Genomic DNA, 20,511 nt, shown 5'->3' with positions numbered 1-20,511 from the left:
CAAAGGATTTTGTCATGCGGTCATTGTCGGTTCAATGGAAAATTTCGCTGTTATCAGGGTTATGTCTGATTGTTACTTCCATTTCTCTTATCGGTTTCTCTATCTATAGTGGTTTGGAAAATCAAAAAACGATCAAATCATTTAGCAGTGACTCTGTTATATCCAAATCAGAACAACTACTCCAAGCTCAGTCAGAGCAAAATGCAACGGAAGCAATTAATTATCTGCAAGAAGCCTTACATAGGGCTGAAATGTTAGCCAATATGTCGCTCTTCTTACAACAAAATGCGGAAGACAATTTTACTGCTAGTGAAGATTTACGTACGTCACTGCAAAATATGTTACGTCAATCAGTAGAAAGTTTCGCTAGTATAGAAAGCGCCTATTTGGTATTTGAAAAAGATGCACTTGATGGGGAAGATAGCAACTACCACGGTGCTGAATATGTTGGCTCTAATGAAGTGGGGCGTTTCGCGGCACAATGGCATCAATCTGGCTCAGGCGAAGCTGCTGTTCCTAGTGTGCTTTCAGAAACTACTCTATCTGATGCCAACAACGTACAGAAGTTTGTTTGTCCACTAACAAGTCGACAAACATGTCTATCATCACCGGTGATTACCGACCATCTAGGTAACACTATTTTTACCTCATCGATAGCTTATCCATTAATCAGAGATGATGAGGTGGTTGGCGTTTTAGGCTTAGAGCTTAATTTGGCTAATCTTCAAGATATTGCAATTCAAACTGATGCTAAATTATTTTCGGGCAACGGTCATGTCTCTATTGTAAGTGAAAATGGGATGCTAGTAGCGAGTGACGAAGCTTCAAAAAGCATAGGTGAAGTAGCAGCCGTAGAGAGTTTGGCAGCCGATCAATTAGATCAATTTTTGCGTTCGGGAGCCGCTCAAACGATTTGGAGTAGTGATGGTAATTGGCTTATTGTTTTTGCTCCAGTTAAAGTGGCAAATCAGAATTGGGGCGTGTTGATAGAAATTCCAGCACAAAGTGTGTTGGAAGACGCCAATCTTTTAGATAAAGCCATTGTTGAACGCATGGATAAAAGCGTGCGGTCCGAGATGATTGTTGGTTTCTTGTTTGTTGTTATCGGTCTAGCAATTATTGCGGTAAGTTCAAAGGCATTAGTTACACCAATTAAACAGATGGTTGATAGGTTGAATGATATCGCGTCTGGAGAAGGCGATCTAACTCAACGCATTGAAGTGAAAAATGGAGATGAAATAGGTCAGCTCGCACAGGGTTTTAATTCTTTTTTGACTAAACTTCAGAGCACCATTTCTCAGGTTGTTGCAACGAGTGAACAAGTGGCTAGTACGGCCAAAGACGCTCAAGTTTCTGTATCCGATACCCGTCAAAGCAGCGATTCATTATTTAAAGAAGTCGATTTAGTTGCGACAGCTTCAGAAGAACTAACCTTGACCGGTGAACAAGTGTTCCAAAATGCTGAAGTTGCTGTAGACGCAGCGACTAAAGCTAGTTTAGCCGCTACATCAGGTCAACAAGTGATACAACGGTCTTCTGATGAAATGGCCAAACTAGTAAATAGAATGCAGTTAGCGGTTCCTGTAGTGGAGGAACTAGCTGAAAACAATGCCAGTATCACCGACATTTTAGGGGTCATTGAAGCCATTTCGGAACAGACTAACCTCTTAGCGCTTAATGCCGCGATAGAAGCCGCCAGAGCTGGCGAGCAAGGGAGAGGCTTTGCAGTGGTGGCAGACGAAGTTCGTAATCTAGCCAGCAGAACGTATTCCTCGGTGGCTGAGATCAAGTTAGTGATTGATAAAGTGCAAACGGGTACACATGATGTGGTGTCTGCTATTCAGGAAGGTAATGAACTTGCTAGCCATACATCGTCGGAAGTGAATAGGGCCGCAGAGCAACTTTGTACTATATTTGAGGCAATTTCTGAAATTAATGACATGAACAATCAGATTGCTCGAGCAGCGAAAGAGCAGCAGATTGTTTCTGGTGAGGTCAATCACAATGTGTCGAATATCCGAGAGTTGAGTAGTCAAATCTTAGCTCTTGCCGAAGCATCTGAATCGGTAGGAATCCAAATTGCTGGGCTAGCTGCCGAGCAACAAAGCTTGGTGAGTCAATTTAAGGTTTAAGTCTGAGATCTATTAAACAAAAAGGTTGCTCATAATGAGCAACCTTTGTCAGTACTAACTGCTTAGTTAACCGATTAGAGTAGAACTTATCGATTAGAGTTTGTAGATTAAAGTTTATCAGTTAGCTCGATAGCTTGGCCAATATAGTTCGCTGGTGTCATTTTTTTAAGGCGAACTTTTTCTTCTTCAGGTAAGTCAAGTCCATCAATAAATGCACGCATTGCGTCACCATCAACACGTTTACCTCGTGTTAATTCTTTCAGTTTTTCATACGGTTTTTCGATGGCATATCTACGCATAACCGTTTGAATCGGTTCAGCTAAAACTTCCCAGTTTTTATCAAGTTCAGCAAGCAGTGCTTCGCGATTTACTTCTAGCTTGCTAATCCCTTTTAAGGTTGAAGTATAGGCAATAATTGCATAGCCACAACCCACACCAAGGTTTCTCAGCACAGTAGAATCGGTTAAATCACGCTGCCAACGTGAGATAGGCAATTTTTGCGCTAAATGGGTAAATACAGCATTAGCTAAACCTAAGTTACCTTCTGAATTTTCGAAGTCGATAGGGTTTACTTTATGTGGCATGGTTGATGAGCCAATCTCACCAGCAATGGTTTTTTGTTTAAAGTGACCTAAAGCAATATATCCCCATATATCGCGATCAAAATCGATAAGTATGGTATTGAAACGAGCGATGGCATCAAATAACTCGGCAATATAATCGTGAGGTTCTATTTGAGTGGTGTATGGGTTCCATGTGACGCCAAGAGATTGAGTGACAAACGTCTCGCTGAATTCATGCCAATCTACGTCAGGATAAGCGGAAAGATGGGCGTTGTAGTTTCCTACTGCACCATTGATTTTTGCTAATATCTCAACGTTTTCAATTTGCTTATATTGGCGTTCCATACGATAAGCTACGTTGGCCATTTCTTTACCTAACGTAGATGGAGAAGCCGGTTGACCGTGAGTACGCGATAATAATGGGATGTCACGATACTCTACTGCTAGCGCTTTAATTGCGTCAATAATGCGCCCAATTTCAGGCAAAATTATCGTTTCACGCGCTTCTTTTAGCATCAATGCGTGCGAGGTGTTATTAATATCTTCTGAAGTGCAAGCAAAATGAATAAATTCATTTACAGCATGCAGTTCAGGAACTTCGGCCACTTTTTCTTTTAGAAAATATTCAACAGCTTTAACATCATGGTTAGTGGTGCTCTCAATGTCTTTGATTCGTTGAGCATCGGCTTCATTGAAATTCTCTGCTAACTGATCAAGAAATGCATTTGCTTGATCACTAAAAGCAGGCACTTCAACAATAGCTTGTGTCGCTGAAAGCTTCTGTAACCAACGGATTTCAACGATGGTTCTATACTTTAGTAGACCGTATTCGCTGAAGATACTGCGTAACGCAATCGTTTTACTTCCGTATCGTCCGTCTACGGGTGAAACAGCAGTCAATGCTGACAGTTCCATGGTGATTCTCCTGAATATAGTGGGGTTAATGGCTAACTTTTATTGTGTGTTCAAATTAATATTGACGGTTTAAACTAATATCTTGTGTCAAAACTAATATTGTCTGGTAAAACTAATACTGTATTAAAGGGTTACTGCATATGGTTTTGGTATTGTGATTATCGGTTTTATAATCTTGCCAATAGAATTTGTGCTTGTTCGACCATTTTTTTACGACCAAATACCATGTGACGTCGCTTTCCTCCAACCTGTCTCCAAAGGACAGTGCTACGTATTCCGGATAGTAGTAGCGCGCGAACTTTGTGTTGATTACTGGTTTGTTGCAGTACAGATGGTGTGCCCGTAACTTGAATTCTAGGGCCTATTGGACTTATTACTTCGAGATAGACACTGGCTATGTTGCTTATCATTTGCTCATCAAAAAGATCATAGTGATTGGCTTGGCGCTCGATCATTTGTAGTCTTTCACCTAATTGACTCATTGCGTCACTTTTTTGGTTTAATTTACGCTCAAGCGCCATCAAACTGATAATGTAGCGAGTCACTTCACTTCCCATTGGTGTACTATCAATGCCTTTAACCATACATTTTAGGCCAATTTTGAGATCAGATTCGTGGCCGAAAACATCTAATGTATTAGCGGGAGAAGTATTAATTATGGCTTTTATAGAAGCTTTAAAGGCATCAGAGTCGCAATAACCATCTTTTGCCACTTGTTGAACAAGTGCTACAGCTTGGCAGATGCCTGCAAAAGCAATGGTACGATCATAGAGTGTATTTGCCACTTAAAGCTCCTATTTAAATCTGATTGTTGTTAAATTCGTTGTTCAATAATACCGCCACCTAGGCAGATATCATCTTTGTAAAATACAGCTGATTGACCAGGCGTAACAGCGACTTGCGGATCATCAAACACTACTTTGATATTATCTTGGTCAATAGGCGTTATTGTACACGGAATATCTTTTTGACGATAACGAGTTTTTACCGTGCAATTCATTGGCTCTGTTATTACTTCGCGGTCAACCCAATGAAGTTGAGATGCGATTAAGCCATTTGACTTTAGTAGAGGATGATCTGAACCCTGAACAGCAATTAATACATTGCGTTCTAAATCTTTGTCTGCAACATACCATGGGTCTTCATTACCACCACCGCCTTTTTGTCCACCGATGTGTAACCCTTTACGTTGGCCGAGGGTATGGTACATCAACCCTTGATGCTCGCCAATTTCTTTGCCTTCAGGGGTTTGTATTTTTCCGGGTTGAGCAGGTAGGTATCGACCTAAAAACTCAGTGAACTTTCGTTCACCAATAAAGCATATGCCAGTAGAATCTTTTTTCTCAGCTGTAACCAAGCCTTGCTGTTCTGCAATGCGTCTTACTTCTGGTTTTTCCAGTTCACCAACAGGAAATAGACTACGGCTAATTTGTTCATGGCTCAGGGTGTATAAAAAATAACTCTGATCTTTATTATTATCGATACCGCGCAGCATTTGTGGCTTTTTTATTCTATCTTGCGCATTGGGTGACTGTTCAGGGAAAGTACGTCGTACATAGTGTCCCATTGCAATGTAATCTGCTTCTAGAACTTCGTCGGCAAATTCTAAAAATGCTTTGAACTTGATTTCTTTATTACAAAGAATATCGGGGTTGGGTGTTCTGCCCGCTTTGTATTCTGCTAAAAAATATTCGAACACATTATCCCAATATTCTGCGGCAAAATTAATGGTATGAAGGTAGATACCGAGTTTATCACACACCGCTTGTGCATCAGCGAGGTCTTCTGCTGCTGTGCAATACTCCTCATCATCATCTTCTTCCCAGTTCTTCATAAACAGTCCTTCGACTTGGTAGCCCTGTTGTTGCAGAAGATAAGCGGAAACAGAAGAGTCGACACCGCCGGACATTCCGACAATGACCTTTTTTTTGCTGTTTTCAGACATGGCTTTGTTCTCAGGCATTGTTAATTCCAAACTTGGTTAATTGCAGATACACAGTGCTGGTTGTGCATATTATTCATTTCAGATAGACCGTTATTTCATTCTTAATTCAGCGATTTTTCTAATCTTCAAGACTGCGAATCATCGCTCCAATCACACGGGCGGTGATTCTACCAGAAACAATTTAAAGGATACAGTTTAGCGATAAGGTTCACAGATTTGCTGGCAAATTAGATAAATTCTGGCATAGTTTAGTCCGATTATTTAGAGAGATAACTACATGACCGATCAAAATGAGTTTATGGATCAAACCGTACTAATAGAAACAATTGAGAACCAATTAGCGGATGGCGACCCAATTAAAGTGAAAGAAACCTTGATGCGTTTAATGATGACTGGAACATCTCAGCAAGATGCAAAAGAGATGATGGCGTGCGCTTTAGCTATTGAAGTGTTTGATGTGATGAAAAATGGGGCAAAATTTGATCAAAAACGTTATGCCCAACATTTAGATTTACTGCCAGACCTTGGTTTTATGGAAGGCGAGTAAGTTACATTTTTATATGGCGAAATTCACCAGGTGCTAAATCTTGTAAAGTCTGTTGCCCCATAGCATAACGAATCAGCCTTAACGTTGGGAAACCGATATTTGCAGTCATTCGTCTTACTTGTCGATTGCGACCTTCAATAATGGTGATCGCTAACCATGTAGTGGGTATGGCTGCTCGAAATCTAACCGGAGGTATGCGCGACCAGACATTTGGTTCTGCGATTATTTCAACTTGAGCAGGTAAAGTTAAACCATCTTTAAGTTCAACGCCATGTCGGAGTTTATCTAAGTCTTGCTCACTAGGTCGTCCTTCAACTTGAACCCAATAGGTTTTTGGTGATTTAGAGCTAGGTTGAGTCAATTTTGCTTGTAGTTCACCATCATTGGTTAATATCATAAGCCCTTCACTGTCTCGGTCTAATCGACCTGCCGCATACACATTTTTGACAGAAATAAAATCGGCTAATGTCTGTCTTTTGATAGCGTCACCTGACTTTTCATCGGTAAATTGACTTAACGTGTCGTACGGTTTATTAAATAGAAGTACGATGCGATCTTCTGCAGACACGCTCGATTTAACTTTGCGTTTTTTGACTCTATTTTTGCTCGAAGAATTAGCACGTCGGTGTTTAAAATTAGTCGGTTTAGATTTGTCTGATTTAGACCAACTTGCACCCGTAGAGCGTGATGACATGTTAACTACCTTACATTTATGTAAACAAAGTGTTTGTAAAAGTTTGAATGTTAGCAAAATTAGGCTATCATTTTTGCGCCTAAAATATGGAATGCTGCACAATATGATAGACTAACTCGCCGAGATTGTTTAATTATAAAAATACAGCTGTTTAAGGGATGGACAAGAATTCAACTTAGACCATAAGAACATCAAGCATGTTTGGATATTCTGGATGTAATGGGAATACTAAACGTGTTAATCAAATACGGGCTTACTTCTCATCCAACTAGCCTCAGAAAATATAGGGAAATTTCATGCCTACAGAAAAACCGACCATCATTTATACCATTACTGATGAAGCTCCAGCACTAGCCACTCACTCATTGCTGCCTATTATTCGTGCATTTACCGCGTCTTCTGGTATCGACGTTGACACACGCGATATTTCACTCGCGGGGCGTATTATTGCTAATTTCCCTGAGTATTTAGCTGAAGAGCAACGCATTGGTGATGCTCTGACAGAATTAGGTGACTTAGCAAAGACACCAGAAGCGAATATCATCAAATTGCCCAATATTTCCGCATCGATACCGCAATTACAAGCTGCTATTAAAGAACTTCAGCAAAAAGGTTATGCGTTACCAGATTATCCTGAAGAGGCGATAACCGATGAACAGAAAGCTATCCAAGATGCGTACGGTAGAATTAAAGGTAGTGCAGTAAACCCAGTGCTACGAGAGGGTAACTCAGACCGTAGAGCACCGACGTCAGTTAAAAACTACGCTAAGAAAAACCCACATTCAATGGGTGAGTGGTCGGCTGATTCTAAATCTCACGTTGCAAGTATGGATGCGAATGACTTTTTTGGTAGTGAAACATCCGTCACTATTGATGGTGCAACGGAAGTAAGCATTCAACTTGTTAAAGCAAACGGTGAAACGCAAGTATTAAAAGATAAGCTAGCTTTACTTGATAAAGAAATTATTGATGCGTCAGTTTTAAATAAAAAAGCCTTGGTCGAGTTCTTTGAAACAGAAACCGCTAAAGCAAAACAAGAAGATGTTTTACTTTCACTGCATTTAAAAGCAACGATGATGAAAGTGTCTGACCCGGTCATTTTTGGTTATGCGGTTAAAGCTTATTACAAAACAGTCTTTGACCAATATGGCGATCTTTTTGACGAAATCGGCGTTGATGTGAACAATGGTATTGGTGATGTTTATGTCAAGATCCAAGCTTTACCAGAAGAGAAACAAGCTGAAATAAAAGCAGCACTACAAAGTGTTTATGCTGTGCAACCGCCATTAGCCATGGTTGACTCTGATCGCGGAATCACCAATTTACACGTGCCAAGTGATGTGATTGTGGATGCTTCTATGCCTGCAATGATCAGGTCTTCAGGGAAAATGTGGGGACCAGACGGTCAACTTAAAGACACCAAAGCGATGATCCCTGATCGTTGTTATGCCGGTGTTTATCAAGCAGTTATCGATTTCTGTAAAGTGAATGGTGCGTTTGACCCTACAACAATGGGCAGCGTGCCGAATGTAGGCTTAATGGCACAAAAAGCAGAAGAATATGGCTCTCATGATAAGACGTTTGTGATTCAGGATGCTGGAACCGTTAACGTCGTTGATGCGTCGGGTAGTGTACTGATGCAACAAACCGTGGAGCAAGGCGATATCTTCCGTATGTGTCAAGTAAAAGACGCACCGATCAAAGATTGGGTTAAGCTTGCTGTATCGCGAGCACGTGCAACCAATGTGCCTGCTGTATTTTGGTTAGATTCCGCTCGTGCACATGATGCTGAATTGATTAAAAAAGTGAATGCTTATCTTCCTGAACACGACACTGCAGGTTTAGACATTAAGATCTTGTCGCCAGTTGAAGCAACAGAGTTTTCTTTAACCCGTATTAAACAAGGGTTAGATACTATTTCTGTTACAGGTAATGTTTTGCGTGACTACCTTACCGATTTATTCCCAATTCTTGAGCTAGGAACTTCAGCTAAGATGCTATCTGTTGTACCGTTAATGAACGGTGGTGGTTTGTTCGAAACAGGTGCGGGTGGTTCAGCTCCTAAACATGTTCAGCAAGTAGAAAAAGAGAACCATTTACGTTGGGACTCTTTAGGTGAATTTTTAGCACTAGCGGCATCTTTAGAGCATTTAAGTGTAGTAACAGGCAATGCTAAAGCTAAAGTTCTTGCTGATACGTTAGATAAAGCGACAGGTAAATTTTTAGATACCAATAAGTCACCATCTCGTCGTGTTGGAGAGTTGGATAACCGAGGAAGTCATTATTACTTAGCCACTTATTGGGCTGAGGCTCTGGCTGAGCAATCTGTAGATGCGGAACTTGCTGAGCAATTTGCACCGATAGCAAAAACGCTGTTAGGCAATGAAGAAGCGATTGTTAATGAGTTAAATTCTGCTCAAGGTGTGAAAGGAGACTTAGGAGGTTATTACTTCCCAGTTGATGACTTGGTGTCAAAATTGATGCGCCCAAGTGACACTTTTAATCAAGTAATAGACAGTTTATTATAAATTGATTGGTTCTAAACTAACGTGTTTCACTTGTTAGAAGCTTAGGCAATAAGAAAGAAAAGTAAAAACCCGCACAAAGCGGGTTTTTTGTTTATTGTGTAACGTAAGATTTGTACTAGGCTCTGTTATTTTTAATACGTTCTAATGTTGCTCAACACGATTTAGAACTATTTTGCGCTTTGGCCTTCAACTGGAATGATAGAACTGGCGTGAGAACCTTTTGGTCCATCTTCGACTTCGTAGGACACTTGCTGACCTGCTTTTAATGTACGATAACCGTCCATTTGAATGGTTGAATAATGAGCAAAAATATCACCATCTTCATCCTCTGGGCAGATAAATCCAAATCCTTTGGCGTTATTAAACCACTTAACTGTACCTGTAGCCATGTTTTACATCCCTCATGCATTGTGTGACTTAAGTTGTTTCATGTGATGAGTTTCTCGATCACTTGAACTTGAGTGCTTTGTAAGTGTTTTTCAGTATCTAGTAGTACATAATTTAATCAATGAGTAACTACAGTCAACACTCCCAAGCCACAAAAAAATAAAATATTGTCTGTAAATCATTTTTGAGATCTAAAAAATGCCAGGTTTGTGATCCGTTTTCCAAACTTTTAATCGATAGGTTGATGGTTATATTTTGTACAGTTAAGTGAGGAAAGTGAAAAGATGGTAAAGTTTTATTTGCAGGTACACCGATGGTGAATTAGTCTCTAAGTTAAAGAAAGGTAATTTTTAACACTTTTCAACGACTCGATAAAATAATGAACAAAAAATTTGAATGGATAACTCCAGATTCAGACCTACTGGAGAAAGAACAAACTAAGGTCAAGGAACCATCTTTGTACCATGTTGTTTTGAACAATGACGATTATACACCGATGGATTTTGTCATAGATATTTTGGCTAGATTTTTTTCCATGGATATGGAGAAAGCAACTCAGATAATGCTTCAAGTACATTACGAAGGTAAGGCTATTTGTGGTACTTATTCTGCTGAAATTGCGGAGACTAAGGTGGCGCAAGTCACTATGTACTCGAGGGAAAACGAGCATCCACTATTATGTACGATGGAAAAGGCTTAGTTTTATAGCGACTCATCAAATGTAGATTTGCTCATTGCGAGAGGTACTTATGCTTAACAAAGAATTAGAAACAAGTCTTAACGGGGCCTTTGCCCGTGCTAGAGACAAGCATCATGAATTTATGACAGTTGAACACCTGTTACTTGCGTTACTGGATAATCAAGCTGCTAGAGACACTCTCATCGCTTGTCAGGCAGATATTGATGTTTTGAAAGATGAGTTAGATACCTTTATTGATCAGACTACGCCGCTTATCCCTGAAAATGACGAGACAAGAGAGACTCAACCAACATTGAGCTTTCAACGTGTGTTACAAAGAGCGGTGTTTCATGTTCAATCTTCTGGACGAAATGAAGTATCAGGTGCCAATGTATTGGTTGCTATATTTAGTGAGCAAGAATCACATGCTGCTTATTTGCTCAAAAAACATGACGTAAGCCGATTAGATATCGTCAACTATATATCACATGGAATAACCAAAGGTTCTAGTCAAGAGGGGGACGACTCTGCAAGCAATGTCTTTGGTAACGAAACAAAAGAAGAGATTCCTGCTGATGAGAAGTTAGAGGCTTTTGCCACTAATCTAAACAATGTGGCTAAACAGGGCGATATTGATCCATTAATTGGACGTGATAAAGAACTTGAAAGGACGGTTCAAGTGCTATGCCGTCGTCGCAAGAATAACCCGCTGCTGGTAGGTGAAGCTGGCGTAGGTAAAACAGCGATCGCAGAGGGGCTTGCTTGGCGCATTGTTGAAGGTCAGGTTCCTGATGTTATAAAAGACAGTGTGATTTACTCGCTTGATATTGGCTCACTTCTAGCAGGGACTAAATATCGAGGTGATTTTGAAAAACGCCTCAAAGGTATTTTGAAACAATTAGAGCAAGAAAAAGACGCGATTTTATTTATTGATGAGATCCACACAATTATCGGTGCAGGTGCTGCATCAGGTGGTCAAGTTGATGCGGCAAATCTGATTAAACCACTGTTAAGTAGCGGTAAATTGCGTTGTATTGGTTCAACGACGTATCAGGAATACAGTAATATTTTTGAGAAAGAACGAGCACTGTCTAGACGGTTCCAAAAAATAGATGTGATCGAGCCTTCTTTGGATGATACAACCAAAATTCTTATTGGGTTAAAACCTAAATATGAAGCGCACCATGAAGTAAGGTACACCAATAAAGCGCTGAGAGCGGCCGTTGAACTATCTGCTAAGTACATTAACGAGCGTCATTTACCAGATAAAGCCATTGATGTCATAGATGAAGCAGGGGCTCGAAGTCGTTTAGCTCCAGCGAGCCGCCGTAAAAAAACGGTCAGTGTTGCCGATATTGAGTCAATGGTTGCTAAGATGGCTCGCATTCCAGAAAAATCGGTCTCTTCATCAGATAAAGATACACTTCAAGAGCTTGAAAAACGGATGAAGATGTTGGTATTTGGTCAAGATGCTGCTATTGGCGTACTGAGCGAAGCTATTAAGTTAACTCGTGCTGGACTGGGAGAAGACAACAAGCCAGTTGGTTCTTTCTTGTTTGCTGGACCTACTGGTGTAGGTAAAACCGAAGTAACATTGCAGTTAGCTAAATTGCTTGGGATAGAGTTACTACGCTTTGATATGTCTGAGTATGGCGAACGCCATTCTGTTAGCCGCTTGATTGGTGCGCCTCCGGGTTATGTTGGTTATGACCAAGGTGGTTTGTTAACCGATGCAGTGATTAAGCACCCTCATGCAGTCGTGCTGCTTGATGAAATAGAAAAAGCGCATCCAGATATTTTTAATCTATTATTACAAGTAATGGATAATGGTACGCTAACGGATAACAATGGACGAAAAGCCGATTTTCGTAATGTTATTCTTGTCATGACAACCAATGCTGGTGTTTCCGAGACCGAGAAAAAATCAATGGGGCTAATTCAACAGGATAATAGCACCGATGCGATGGCTGAAATTAAGAAAGTCTTTACACCCGAGTTTAGAAATCGTCTAGACAGTATTATTTGGTTTAATAGCTTAGATGAACAAGTTATCCACCAAGTAGTCGATAAGTTTATTGTTGAACTACAAGCCTTGTTAGACGCTCGAGGAGTGTCATTAGAAGTATCAGAAGAGGCACGACACTGGTTAGCAAGCAAAGGTTACGATAAAACGATGGGCGCACGCCCAATGGGACGAGTTATACAAGATAAATTGAAAAAGCCGCTAGCTAATGAACTGTTATTTGGTTCTCTCGTTAATGGTGGTACTGTAAAAGTAGACATTGCTAAAGATGAGTTAGCTTTTCATTATCTGAATGCCCAACAAGAGCCAGTTCATTAATGTTTGTACTCAACTGACTTATTATTTACGTAACCTACTAACAGAAAAAACGGAGCTTTGGGCTCCGTTTTTTTATTATTGCGTAATCGCTGAGTGATTAACGAGCACGGAAGACAATGCGACCTTTGGATAGATCGTATGGAGTCATCTCTACAGTTACTTTATCGCCAGTTAGAATACGGATATAGTTTTTACGCATTTTACCAGAGATATGAGCTGTCACAACGTGACCGTTTTCAAGCTCAACACGGAACATAGTGTTAGGCAGAGTATCAAGAACAGTGCCTTGCATTTCAATTACGTCTTCTTTAGCCATTTAATCCTCTTTAGAAATAAGGCAAATTATTAACGACTCATTGGGTCATTAATTGGATATATTAAAGTTGGGCAGTATTCTACCCTTGCCATCGTTGATTTACTAGCCTTTGATGACGATGAAAACGCACTTTATAGTTCATTGCTGGGCATTCGTCTATCTGGTAGCCCAAATAAAGCCATTGTTTGTTGGTCTGAGTGCAATACTCAATTTGCTTTAGTATCCCAACAGTACCAAGGGATAAAGAGTAATTAGGGTCAAAGAATGTATAGAAAGCACTCGCACTTTGCGGTAAATCATCGGTGATCGCTATTGCGATAAGATTCTTTTCATCGTAGATATGTAAATAACGTGTATTGAGCCAATCAGAGCTAGAAAATTGATAAAACTCATCTTTTTTCGGTGGGTACATACTGCCGTTTCTGTGGCGCTCGTTAATATAGCGACTATACAATTCAAACCATTCTTCATCCATTTGGTCTTTCATTTGCCATGTTAGCTTCTTTGCTTTGTTGCTAAGCCTTTTTTGGCTGCGAGATAAGGATAGGTCAGCAATAGAGATTCGAATCGCTTGGCAAGCATTACAGTGGTCACAATAAGGTGTGTAAATGGTATCGCCACTTCTTCTAAAACCATTTGCAAGTAACATTTCATAATAAGATGGGCCACGACATTTTTCGTCTAATGCGATGGCTACTCGTTCCACTCTTCCATTTATGTAATTGCAAGGGTTTTGGCCTGATAAGCCAATTTGAATTTTTAGTTCTTGATCCGACATGAGACGGGTTCCTTGTAAGGGCTTACTTTTTGGTGTCGCTTAGTTATCTTATGTGTGCTGAACGGTTATTTAATGCAAGGTTAGGTTATGGAATTGGATTATGTTTTGACGAAATTTATTTTTACAAAAACAGCGCTCATAGTATGTTGGATATTGTTGATGGAATATCGAGCCACTGAGGTTGATAGCAGACATCATCCACTTTTTGTGTTCTCAGTGAAGTAAGCTTGGCTAAAAATTCGTCACGATCCAGCTCTACTGCTCCTAAAGATTTAGTATGCGGATTAAGAACTTGGCAGTCGATAAGCTCTCCACCAAACGAGTGAAAATGTTCACAAAATGCCCATAAAGCAATTTTTGACGCATTAGTTTTGCTGCTAAACATTGATTCGCCACAAAACATTTTCCCGACTTGTATTCCATATAAACCACCAACCAGTTCTCTGTCTTGCCAAACTTCTACAGAATGACAATGACCAAGGGACGCCAATCGTGAATAAGCACGCTGCATATCAGGGTTTAACCACATCTCCTCGTCACTTCTGAGATTGGCACATAACTGAATAACTCTGTCAGTATTAACATTAATACTGACAGTATAATTGGATTTTCGATAAAACTTTTTCAGGCTTTTAGAGGGCTTGAAATTTGCGGGGATAAAAACTGCTCGTGGGGTGGGACTCCACCATAATATCGGTTCATTAGAACTGTACCATGGAAATATACCGTGTTTATATGCCTCAATTAACCGCTCAACTTTAAGATCGCCACCCAAAGCAAGTAACCCATTAGGTTCATTCAAGGCTTCGCTAATTGGTGGGAAAGTAAAGGAATCAGTATCCAGTTCTGGCAAATAAATGGTCATCGAATTGCTTCTATATCCTAACGTCTATTTTAATCTTTTATATAATAGTTACTTAACTACCATAAATGAATGCGTCTTTATTTTCACTAGCCATAGTAAAAAAAATTCTATAATCTGCTATTACGAAGAATCTATTGACAAATAATTGAATGGAATCCCTTACGTTACAGCCTATTCATCGGGTAAATGGTGAAATTAATCTCCCTGGCTCTAAAAGTGTATCAAATAGAGCATTATTGTTGGCCGCTCTTGCTAATGGTACAACACGTTTAACCAATCTTCTTGATAGTGACGATATTCGTCATATGTTAAATGCGTTAACTCAGTTAGGTGTTCAGTATTCACTTTCAGATGATAAAACGGTTTGTGAAGTACAAGGCCTTGGAAGACCATTTCATAGTTCGGGTGAGTTAGAACTATTTCTAGGAAATGCAGGCACCGCAATGCGTCCACTCGCCGCTGCTCTATGTTTGGGTGAAGGGGATTATGTCCTAACGGGTGAGCCTCGAATGAAAGAAAGGCCGATTGGTCATCTCGTTAAAGCCCTTCGAAGCGCTGGGGCGCAAGTTGAGTATTTGGAGAATGAAAATTATCCGCCACTTAAAATTCAAGGTACAGGCTTAAAAAGTGGTTCAGTATCAATTGATGGCTCTATTTCAAGTCAGTTTTTAACTGCATTTTTAATGTCTGCCCCATTAGCTGATGGTGAAATTACCATTAATATCGAAGGCGATTTAGTTTCGAAACCCTATATCGATATTACGCTACATATAATGAAACAGTTTGGTATTGAGGTTGTCAATAATAAGTACCGACAATTTGTGGTACCTGCTGGACAATCATATCAGTCTCCAGGTGACTTTTTAGTCGAAGGTGACGCCTCTTCTGCTTCTTATTTTTTAGCAGCCGCAGCGATAAAAGGTGGCGAGATTAAAGTGACTGGAATTGGTAAAAATAGTATCCAAGGCGACATTCAGTTTGCTGACGCACTAGAAAGCATGGGTGCAGAAATCGAGTGGGGCGATGATTACGTTATTTCTCGGGTTGGAGAACTGAACGCAATTGATATGGATTTCAATCATATTCCAGATGCGGCTATGACCATTGCAACAACCGCATTATTTGCGAAAGGAACGACGGCAATTAGGAACGTGTACAATTGGCGAGTTAAAGAAACTGACCGTTTGTCAGCCATGTCAACCGAGTTGCGTAAATTAGGCGCGCAAGTTGAAGAGGGTGATGACTATATTATTATTACTCCTACAAGTACTATAAAGCATGCAGAAATAGATACTTATGATGATCACAGAATAGCCATGTGTTTTTCTTTGGTCGCCTTGAGTAATACACCAGTGACCATTAACGACCCTGGTTGTACTTCTAAAACGTTCCCTGATTACTTTGACAAGTTACAAGCGTTAAGTCAGTTATAACGGATGGTAACGTTGTTGTTGCTTTAATATTTGCAGTCATTGTTGATAATAAATGTCGTCAACAATGACTTGTTGCCCTGATTGAATTTATTTAAGCGTGAATTCTTTCGACAGTTTATGTGCTAAGAATTTAAACATATTAAATACTGCTGTTGTGTTTTCTGTCGGTAGACCTTGTTGGTCGAGAAAATAATTGCCTTTGAAAATTAGCACGCCGTCTTTTTCTTCGACTGAGTCCGCGCGCATACCTTTTATATAATCTTGATGTTCCTGGATAATTTGATTGGCAATTAGTAGAAGGTCAAAGGCAGCAATGGGTTTTAATTCGCTCATGAAAACTCCTAATGTTGAAATGAATTGTTGCATAGTTTATGCCTCAAAAAAACAAAATCAATGCTAATGTTTATGTTAATCAAGTAAAAAAACGCGATAAATTGTGAGCTAAGACATAGATTTTCGTCGTCCCTAAGGCATTAAATTGAGAGGCCATTAGTATGTGCGACGTCTTGTTTAGAGTGCGGTTCAATTGCTTATAAGTCGACCAACTAGATATAAAATGAAAAAAAATTGTTGATCTTCTGCCGCTCTCGCTCAATAGTAAAAGTAGTAAAATTAACATTGTTACAGGTTTTAATAGCGAAATTTGTCGTTATTAATTGAATATAGCCATCGTAATGATTGAGGATGTCAGAATCAATTATGGGTAAGTCACTTGTTATAGTGGAGTCACCAGCCAAGGCGAAAACCATCAATAAATACCTTGGAAAAGACTTCATCGTTAAGTCTAGTGTTGGTCATGTTAGAGACCTTCCTACGGCGGGTCAAAGTAATGGCCAAAAAGCGGCGGCGATTTCAACTAAAGGTATGAGCCCAGAAGAAAAAGCTCGTATTAAAAAAGAGAAAGAGCGCAAATCACTGATCAAAAAAATGGGGATTGACCCGTTTAATAACTGGGAAGCGAACTATCAAGTGCTTCCCGGTAAAGAAAAGGTGGTAGCTGAACTACAAAAATTAGCCAAAGATGCTGATACTGTCTATCTCGCAACCGATTTGGACCGCGAAGGAGAGGCTATCGCTTGGCACCTTCGTGAGATCATCGGTGGCGATGAACAGCGATACAAACGAGTTGTTTTTAACGAAATAACTAAAAACGCGATTCAACAGGCTTTTGAAACACCTGGTGAATTAAGTATGGATGGTGTAAATGCTCAGCAGGCACGTCGTTTTATGGACCGTGTGGTTGGTTTTATGGTGTCCCCTCTACTTTGGAAAAAGGTAGCACGTGGACTTTCTGCCGGTCGAGTTCAATCGGTTGCCGTAAAGTTATTAGTTGAGCGAGAACGTGAGATTAATGCGTTTATTCCTGAAGAGTTTTGGGATGTGCACGCTGACACTAAAACAAAGGATAAAACCGATTTTCGTTTAGTCGTCGCTCAAAAAGATGGTTTAAATTTCAAACCCACTTCTGAAGTAGAAACCAAATCGGCTCTAGATATTTTACATAGTGCTGAGTATGAAGTGTGTAAGCGAGAAGATCGTCCAACACAAAGTAAACCGTCTGCTCCATATATTACATCTACTTTGCAGCAAGCGGCCAGTACACGTTTAGGTTATGGTGTTAAAAAGACTATGATGCTTGCGCAACGTTTGTACGAAGCCGGATATATTACCTATATGCGTACCGACTCTACCAACTTAAGTGCGGAAGCGGTAGAGACGCTTCGAGGTTATATTTCGACAGAATTTGGCGATGCTTACTTACCAGAAGCTGCTATTCGTTATGGAAGTAAAGCAGGGGCTCAAGAAGCGCATGAAGCGATACGCCCATCTAGTGTTGAAGTTAAAGCTGATGATCTACAAGGGATGGAAGCAGATGCCGTTAAGCTGTACACGCTTATTTGGAATCAGTTTGTCGCCTGTCAAATGACACCGGCTAAATATGACTCAACCACGGTGAGTGTAAAAGCCGCAGATTTCACTTTAAAAGCCAAAGGTAGAATACTTAAATTTGATGGTTGGACTCGTGTTCAACGACCAATGGGTAAGAATGAAGACCAAATTTTACCAGCGGTTCAAGTTGGCGATAAATTGGCGTTACAGTCGTTAGATCCAAAGCAACATTTTACCAAACCACCTGCTCGATTTACTGAAGCGGCTTTGGTTAAAGAGCTTGAAAAACGAGGTATTGGACGACCATCCACCTATGCGTCAATCATCTCTACTATCCAAGATCGCGGCTATGTCAAAGTTGATCAACGTCGATTTTATGCAGAGAAAATGGGTGAGATTGTTACCGACCGGCTAGACGGTAGTTTTGATGATTTAATGAACTACGACTTTACGGCTAGAATGGAACAAAAATTAGACCAAGTTGCTGAAGGTCAAGTGAATTGGAAAGGTGTGTTGGATAACTTCTTTAGTGACTTTTCTAGTCATTTGGAAAAAGCCGAGCTGGATGAACAAGATGGCGGTATGAAACCGAATCATATTGTTGAAACTGACATCGAGTGTCCAACCTGTGGCCGTAAAATGGGGATTAGGACCGCTTCTACAGGTGTTTTCTTAGGTTGTTCTGGCTATGCATTGCCACCAAAAGAACGTTGTAAAACAACGATTAACTTAGGTGACGAAGAAGGCATCATTAACGTTTTAGAAGAAGATGTTGAAACGGCTGCGTTACGTGCCAAGAAACGTTGTCCAATTTGTGAAACGGCTATGGATGCCTACCTTATTGACGACAAACGTAAGCTGCATGTATGTGGTAACAATCCTAATTGCGAAGGTTATCTTGTTGAGAAAGGTGAGTTCAAGCTAAAAGGCTATGATGGACCAGTTGTTGAGTGTGATAAGTGCTCGGCCGATATGGTGCTGAAAAATGGCCGCTTTGGTAAGTATATGGGTTGCACCAACGAAGAGTGCAAAAATACACGTAAAATTCTTCGAAATGGTGAAGTTGCACCACCTAAAGAAGACCCAGTACATTTACCTGAATTACCGTGTGAAAACTCTGATGCGTATTTTGTGTTACGCGACGGTGCTTCAGGTTTATTCATGGCCGCGAGTAATTTTCCTAAATCACGAGAAACAAGAGCGCCATTAGTTAAAGAGTTGGTTCGTTTTAAAGATCGAATTTCACCTAAATTTCAATATTTAACGACTGCACCAGAAACCGATCCTGATGGACGTCCTACGGTCATTCGCTTTAGTCGTAAAACTAAAGAGAACTATGTTCGCTCTGAAATTGATGGTAAACCATCTGGTTGGACAGCACTTTATGTCGATGGGAAATGGGAAATTACAGATAAACGCAAGAAAGCTAAGTAAGTTTTTTGAATGAGTAGCGAAGCTTCATACCACTAATAGAAGTTTATTAGCAAACGATTATGTTCATTGAAAATAAGCGACCATTTGGTCGCTTATTTTTCTGCTAATATAACAGCTGCTTAAATGCTTACTTACATTTTAGTGGTAATACGTGAAGCAAAAACACTCTTAAGACCTAGATATGTGGTAAGCTTTGTTTATCTATCCATCGTACTGTTAACACAAAAACTGTAGTTAAATTTATGTCAGAAACGTTGTTATTTCATAAAACTTATAAACACCCAACGAGTGATGAATGGGTTGTTTTTGTGCATGGCGCAGGCGGCAGCTCTTCGATATGGTTTAAGCAAATCAAAGCGTATAAACAACATTTTAATTTATTGTTAATCGATTTGAGAGGTCATGGAAAATCACACGATTTTATAAAAGGTTTTATTGCTAAAAAATATACGTTCAAAGATGTGACCTTGGATATCTTAAAAGTGTTAGATCACTTAAAAATACAATCAGCACATTTTGTCGGAATGTCTCTAGGTACCATTATTGTTAGAAACTTAGCTGAACTAGCGTCGGATAGAGTTCATACAATGGTTTTAGGTGGTGCAATAACACGTTTTAACATGCGATCTCAGATATTGGTTAAGTTGGGTGACCTCAGTAAGAACCTTGTGCCTTACATGTGGTTATATGGACTTTTTGCTTATATAGTTATGCCTCAGAGAAGCCAAAAAGAGTCTCGACACCTTTTTATCCGAGAAGCAAAAAAACTGTGTCAAAATGAATTCAAGCGTTGGTTTAAACTCGCAGCAGATGTAAATCCTATGATGCGCTATTTTCGTGACAAAGAGTTGTCCATTCCTACTCTTTATTTAATGGGTGATAAAGATTATATGTTTATTACACCAGTGAGAGAGATGGTCGCGAGGCATAAAGACAGCGTACTGTATGAAATCAGTGATTGTGGGCATGTCTGCAATGTGGAAAAACCTGATGAATTCAATCAAACGTCAATCGATTTTATTCAAAATAGTACACGTAATTAGATTGGAATATCTGCCCCCATC

At 39.9% G+C, this 20,511-nt stretch carries 17 protein-coding genes; 8 read left to right on the top strand and 9 right to left on the bottom strand.

Annotated features, from left to right (window positions below; genetic code table 11):
* The first annotated feature begins 14 nt into the window (after positions 1-14).
* The gene (locus R3X26_RS01165; RefSeq protein WP_317715283.1) at positions 15-2,132 is read left to right on the top strand and encodes a methyl-accepting chemotaxis protein; all 2,118 of its coding nucleotides are present in this window, start codon (positions 15-17) and stop codon (positions 2,130-2,132) included.
* Positions 2,133-2,239: 107 nt separating this feature from the next.
* Here the strand turns inward: R3X26_RS01165 and purB are convergent, their stop codons facing one another.
* From purB to mnmA, 3 genes are all read right to left on the bottom strand, one after another.
* Positions 2,240-3,610 carry an adenylosuccinate lyase gene (purB, locus tag R3X26_RS01160; protein ID WP_317715282.1) on the bottom strand — a complete coding sequence of 457 codons (1,371 nt, stop codon included), beginning with the start codon at positions 3,608-3,610 and terminating at the stop codon, positions 2,240-2,242.
* A gap of 167 nt (positions 3,611-3,777) precedes the next feature.
* Positions 3,778-4,395: a high frequency lysogenization protein HflD gene (hflD, locus tag R3X26_RS01155; RefSeq protein WP_317715281.1), complete on the bottom strand. Its 618-nt coding sequence runs from the start codon at positions 4,393-4,395 to the stop codon at positions 3,778-3,780.
* A gap of 29 nt (positions 4,396-4,424) precedes the next feature.
* On the bottom strand, positions 4,425-5,555 hold the full coding sequence (gene mnmA, locus R3X26_RS01150) for a tRNA 2-thiouridine(34) synthase MnmA (protein WP_317715534.1): 1,131 nt from the start codon (positions 5,553-5,555) through the stop codon (positions 4,425-4,427).
* A gap of 277 nt (positions 5,556-5,832) precedes the next feature.
* On the opposite strand from mnmA, the gene R3X26_RS01145 reads away from it, so the two are divergent.
* Complete coding sequence (locus tag R3X26_RS01145; protein WP_317715280.1) at positions 5,833-6,102, top strand: hypothetical protein; 270 nt, start codon at positions 5,833-5,835, stop codon at positions 6,100-6,102.
* Position 6,103: 1 nt separating this feature from the next.
* Here the strand turns inward: R3X26_RS01145 and R3X26_RS01140 are convergent, their stop codons facing one another.
* Positions 6,104-6,796, bottom strand: coding sequence for a pseudouridine synthase (locus R3X26_RS01140; protein ID WP_317715279.1), 693 nt, complete (start codon positions 6,794-6,796; stop codon positions 6,104-6,106).
* A 296-nt stretch (positions 6,797-7,092) separates the two neighbouring features.
* Here R3X26_RS01140 and R3X26_RS01135 point away from each other — a divergent pair, with 296 nt between their 5' ends.
* Complete coding sequence (locus R3X26_RS01135) at positions 7,093-9,324, top strand: NADP-dependent isocitrate dehydrogenase (protein ID WP_317715278.1); 2,232 nt, start codon at positions 7,093-7,095, stop codon at positions 9,322-9,324.
* Positions 9,325-9,491: 167 nt separating this feature from the next.
* Here the strand turns inward: R3X26_RS01135 and cspD are convergent, their stop codons facing one another.
* Positions 9,492-9,713 carry a cold shock domain-containing protein CspD gene (gene cspD / locus R3X26_RS01130; protein ID WP_317715277.1) on the bottom strand — a complete coding sequence of 74 codons (222 nt, stop codon included), beginning with the start codon at positions 9,711-9,713 and terminating at the stop codon, positions 9,492-9,494.
* Positions 9,714-10,090: 377 nt separating this feature from the next.
* Here cspD and clpS point away from each other — a divergent pair, with 377 nt between their 5' ends.
* Complete coding sequence (clpS, locus tag R3X26_RS01125; protein WP_317715276.1) at positions 10,091-10,411, top strand: ATP-dependent Clp protease adapter ClpS; 321 nt, start codon at positions 10,091-10,093, stop codon at positions 10,409-10,411.
* Between the two features lie 49 nt (positions 10,412-10,460).
* On the top strand, positions 10,461-12,731 hold the full coding sequence (gene clpA, locus R3X26_RS01120; protein WP_317715275.1) for an ATP-dependent Clp protease ATP-binding subunit ClpA: 2,271 nt from the start codon (positions 10,461-10,463) through the stop codon (positions 12,729-12,731).
* Positions 12,732-12,828: 97 nt separating this feature from the next.
* On the opposite strand, the gene infA is transcribed toward clpA, so the two are convergent.
* From infA to aat, 3 genes are all read right to left on the bottom strand, one after another.
* Positions 12,829-13,047, bottom strand: coding sequence for a translation initiation factor IF-1 (gene infA / locus R3X26_RS01115; protein ID WP_001040192.1), 219 nt, complete (start codon positions 13,045-13,047; stop codon positions 12,829-12,831).
* Between the two features lie 79 nt (positions 13,048-13,126).
* On the bottom strand, positions 13,127-13,825 hold the full coding sequence (locus tag R3X26_RS01110; protein ID WP_317715274.1) for an arginyltransferase: 699 nt from the start codon (positions 13,823-13,825) through the stop codon (positions 13,127-13,129).
* Between the two features lie 136 nt (positions 13,826-13,961).
* Positions 13,962-14,690: a leucyl/phenylalanyl-tRNA--protein transferase gene (aat, locus tag R3X26_RS01105; RefSeq protein WP_317715273.1), complete on the bottom strand. Its 729-nt coding sequence runs from the start codon at positions 14,688-14,690 to the stop codon at positions 13,962-13,964.
* A 149-nt stretch (positions 14,691-14,839) separates the two neighbouring features.
* Between aat and aroA the strand changes: the two genes are divergently transcribed.
* A complete protein-coding gene (aroA, locus tag R3X26_RS01100) occupies positions 14,840-16,123 on the top strand; it encodes a 3-phosphoshikimate 1-carboxyvinyltransferase (RefSeq protein WP_317715272.1) in 1,284 nt (427 codons plus the stop codon).
* Positions 16,124-16,210: 87 nt separating this feature from the next.
* On the opposite strand, the gene R3X26_RS01095 is transcribed toward aroA, so the two are convergent.
* Positions 16,211-16,456 (bottom strand): YciN family protein, encoded by a 246-nt coding sequence (locus R3X26_RS01095; RefSeq protein ID WP_317715271.1) that lies wholly within the window; start codon positions 16,454-16,456, stop codon positions 16,211-16,213.
* Positions 16,457-16,822: 366 nt separating this feature from the next.
* On the opposite strand from R3X26_RS01095, the gene topA reads away from it, so the two are divergent.
* Both topA and R3X26_RS01085 read left to right on the top strand, forming a co-directional pair.
* A complete protein-coding gene (gene topA / locus R3X26_RS01090) occupies positions 16,823-19,447 on the top strand; it encodes a type I DNA topoisomerase (protein WP_317715533.1) in 2,625 nt (874 codons plus the stop codon).
* Between the two features lie 242 nt (positions 19,448-19,689).
* Positions 19,690-20,490 (top strand): alpha/beta hydrolase, encoded by an 801-nt coding sequence (locus R3X26_RS01085; protein WP_317715270.1) that lies wholly within the window; start codon positions 19,690-19,692, stop codon positions 20,488-20,490.
* The last annotated feature ends 21 nt before the right edge of the window (positions 20,491-20,511 follow it).

Origin of the sequence: Vibrio sp. TH_r3 (genome assembly GCF_033101115.1) — a bacterium.
Taxonomy (GTDB): Bacteria; Pseudomonadota; Gammaproteobacteria; order Enterobacterales; family Vibrionaceae; genus Vibrio.
The sequence above is the reverse complement of the archived record's forward strand: the minus strand, read 5'-3'. Positions and strand labels throughout refer to the sequence as shown.

Excerpts from the sequence above, each read along its gene's own strand:
- R3X26_RS01165 (WP_317715283.1), top strand. The coding sequence starts at position 15 with ATGCGGTCATTGTCGGTTCAATGGAAAATTTCGCTGTTATCAGGGTTA.
- cspD (WP_317715277.1), bottom strand. The coding sequence starts at position 9,713 with ATGGCTACAGGTACAGTTAAGTGGTTTAATAACGCCAAAGGATTTGGA.
- aroA (WP_317715272.1), top strand. The coding sequence starts at position 14,840 with ATGGAATCCCTTACGTTACAGCCTATTCATCGGGTAAATGGTGAAATT.
- topA (WP_317715533.1), top strand. The coding sequence starts at position 16,823 with ATGGGTAAGTCACTTGTTATAGTGGAGTCACCAGCCAAGGCGAAAACC.
- aat (WP_317715273.1), bottom strand. The coding sequence starts at position 14,690 with ATGACCATTTATTTGCCAGAACTGGATACTGATTCCTTTACTTTCCCA.
- R3X26_RS01145 (WP_317715280.1), top strand. The coding sequence starts at position 5,833 with ATGACCGATCAAAATGAGTTTATGGATCAAACCGTACTAATAGAAACA.
- R3X26_RS01135 (WP_317715278.1), top strand. The coding sequence starts at position 7,093 with ATGCCTACAGAAAAACCGACCATCATTTATACCATTACTGATGAAGCT.
- clpS (WP_317715276.1), top strand. The coding sequence starts at position 10,091 with ATGAACAAAAAATTTGAATGGATAACTCCAGATTCAGACCTACTGGAG.
- purB (WP_317715282.1), bottom strand. The coding sequence starts at position 3,610 with ATGGAACTGTCAGCATTGACTGCTGTTTCACCCGTAGACGGACGATAC.
- R3X26_RS01095 (WP_317715271.1), bottom strand. The coding sequence starts at position 16,456 with ATGAGCGAATTAAAACCCATTGCTGCCTTTGACCTTCTACTAATTGCC.
- R3X26_RS01085 (WP_317715270.1), top strand. The coding sequence starts at position 19,690 with ATGTCAGAAACGTTGTTATTTCATAAAACTTATAAACACCCAACGAGT.
- mnmA (WP_317715534.1), bottom strand. The coding sequence starts at position 5,555 with ATGTCTGAAAACAGCAAAAAAAAGGTCATTGTCGGAATGTCCGGCGGT.
- R3X26_RS01140 (WP_317715279.1), bottom strand. The coding sequence starts at position 6,796 with ATGTCATCACGCTCTACGGGTGCAAGTTGGTCTAAATCAGACAAATCT.
- R3X26_RS01110 (WP_317715274.1), bottom strand. The coding sequence starts at position 13,825 with ATGTCGGATCAAGAACTAAAAATTCAAATTGGCTTATCAGGCCAAAAC.
- clpA (WP_317715275.1), top strand. The coding sequence starts at position 10,461 with ATGCTTAACAAAGAATTAGAAACAAGTCTTAACGGGGCCTTTGCCCGT.
- infA (WP_001040192.1), bottom strand. The coding sequence starts at position 13,047 with ATGGCTAAAGAAGACGTAATTGAAATGCAAGGCACTGTTCTTGATACT.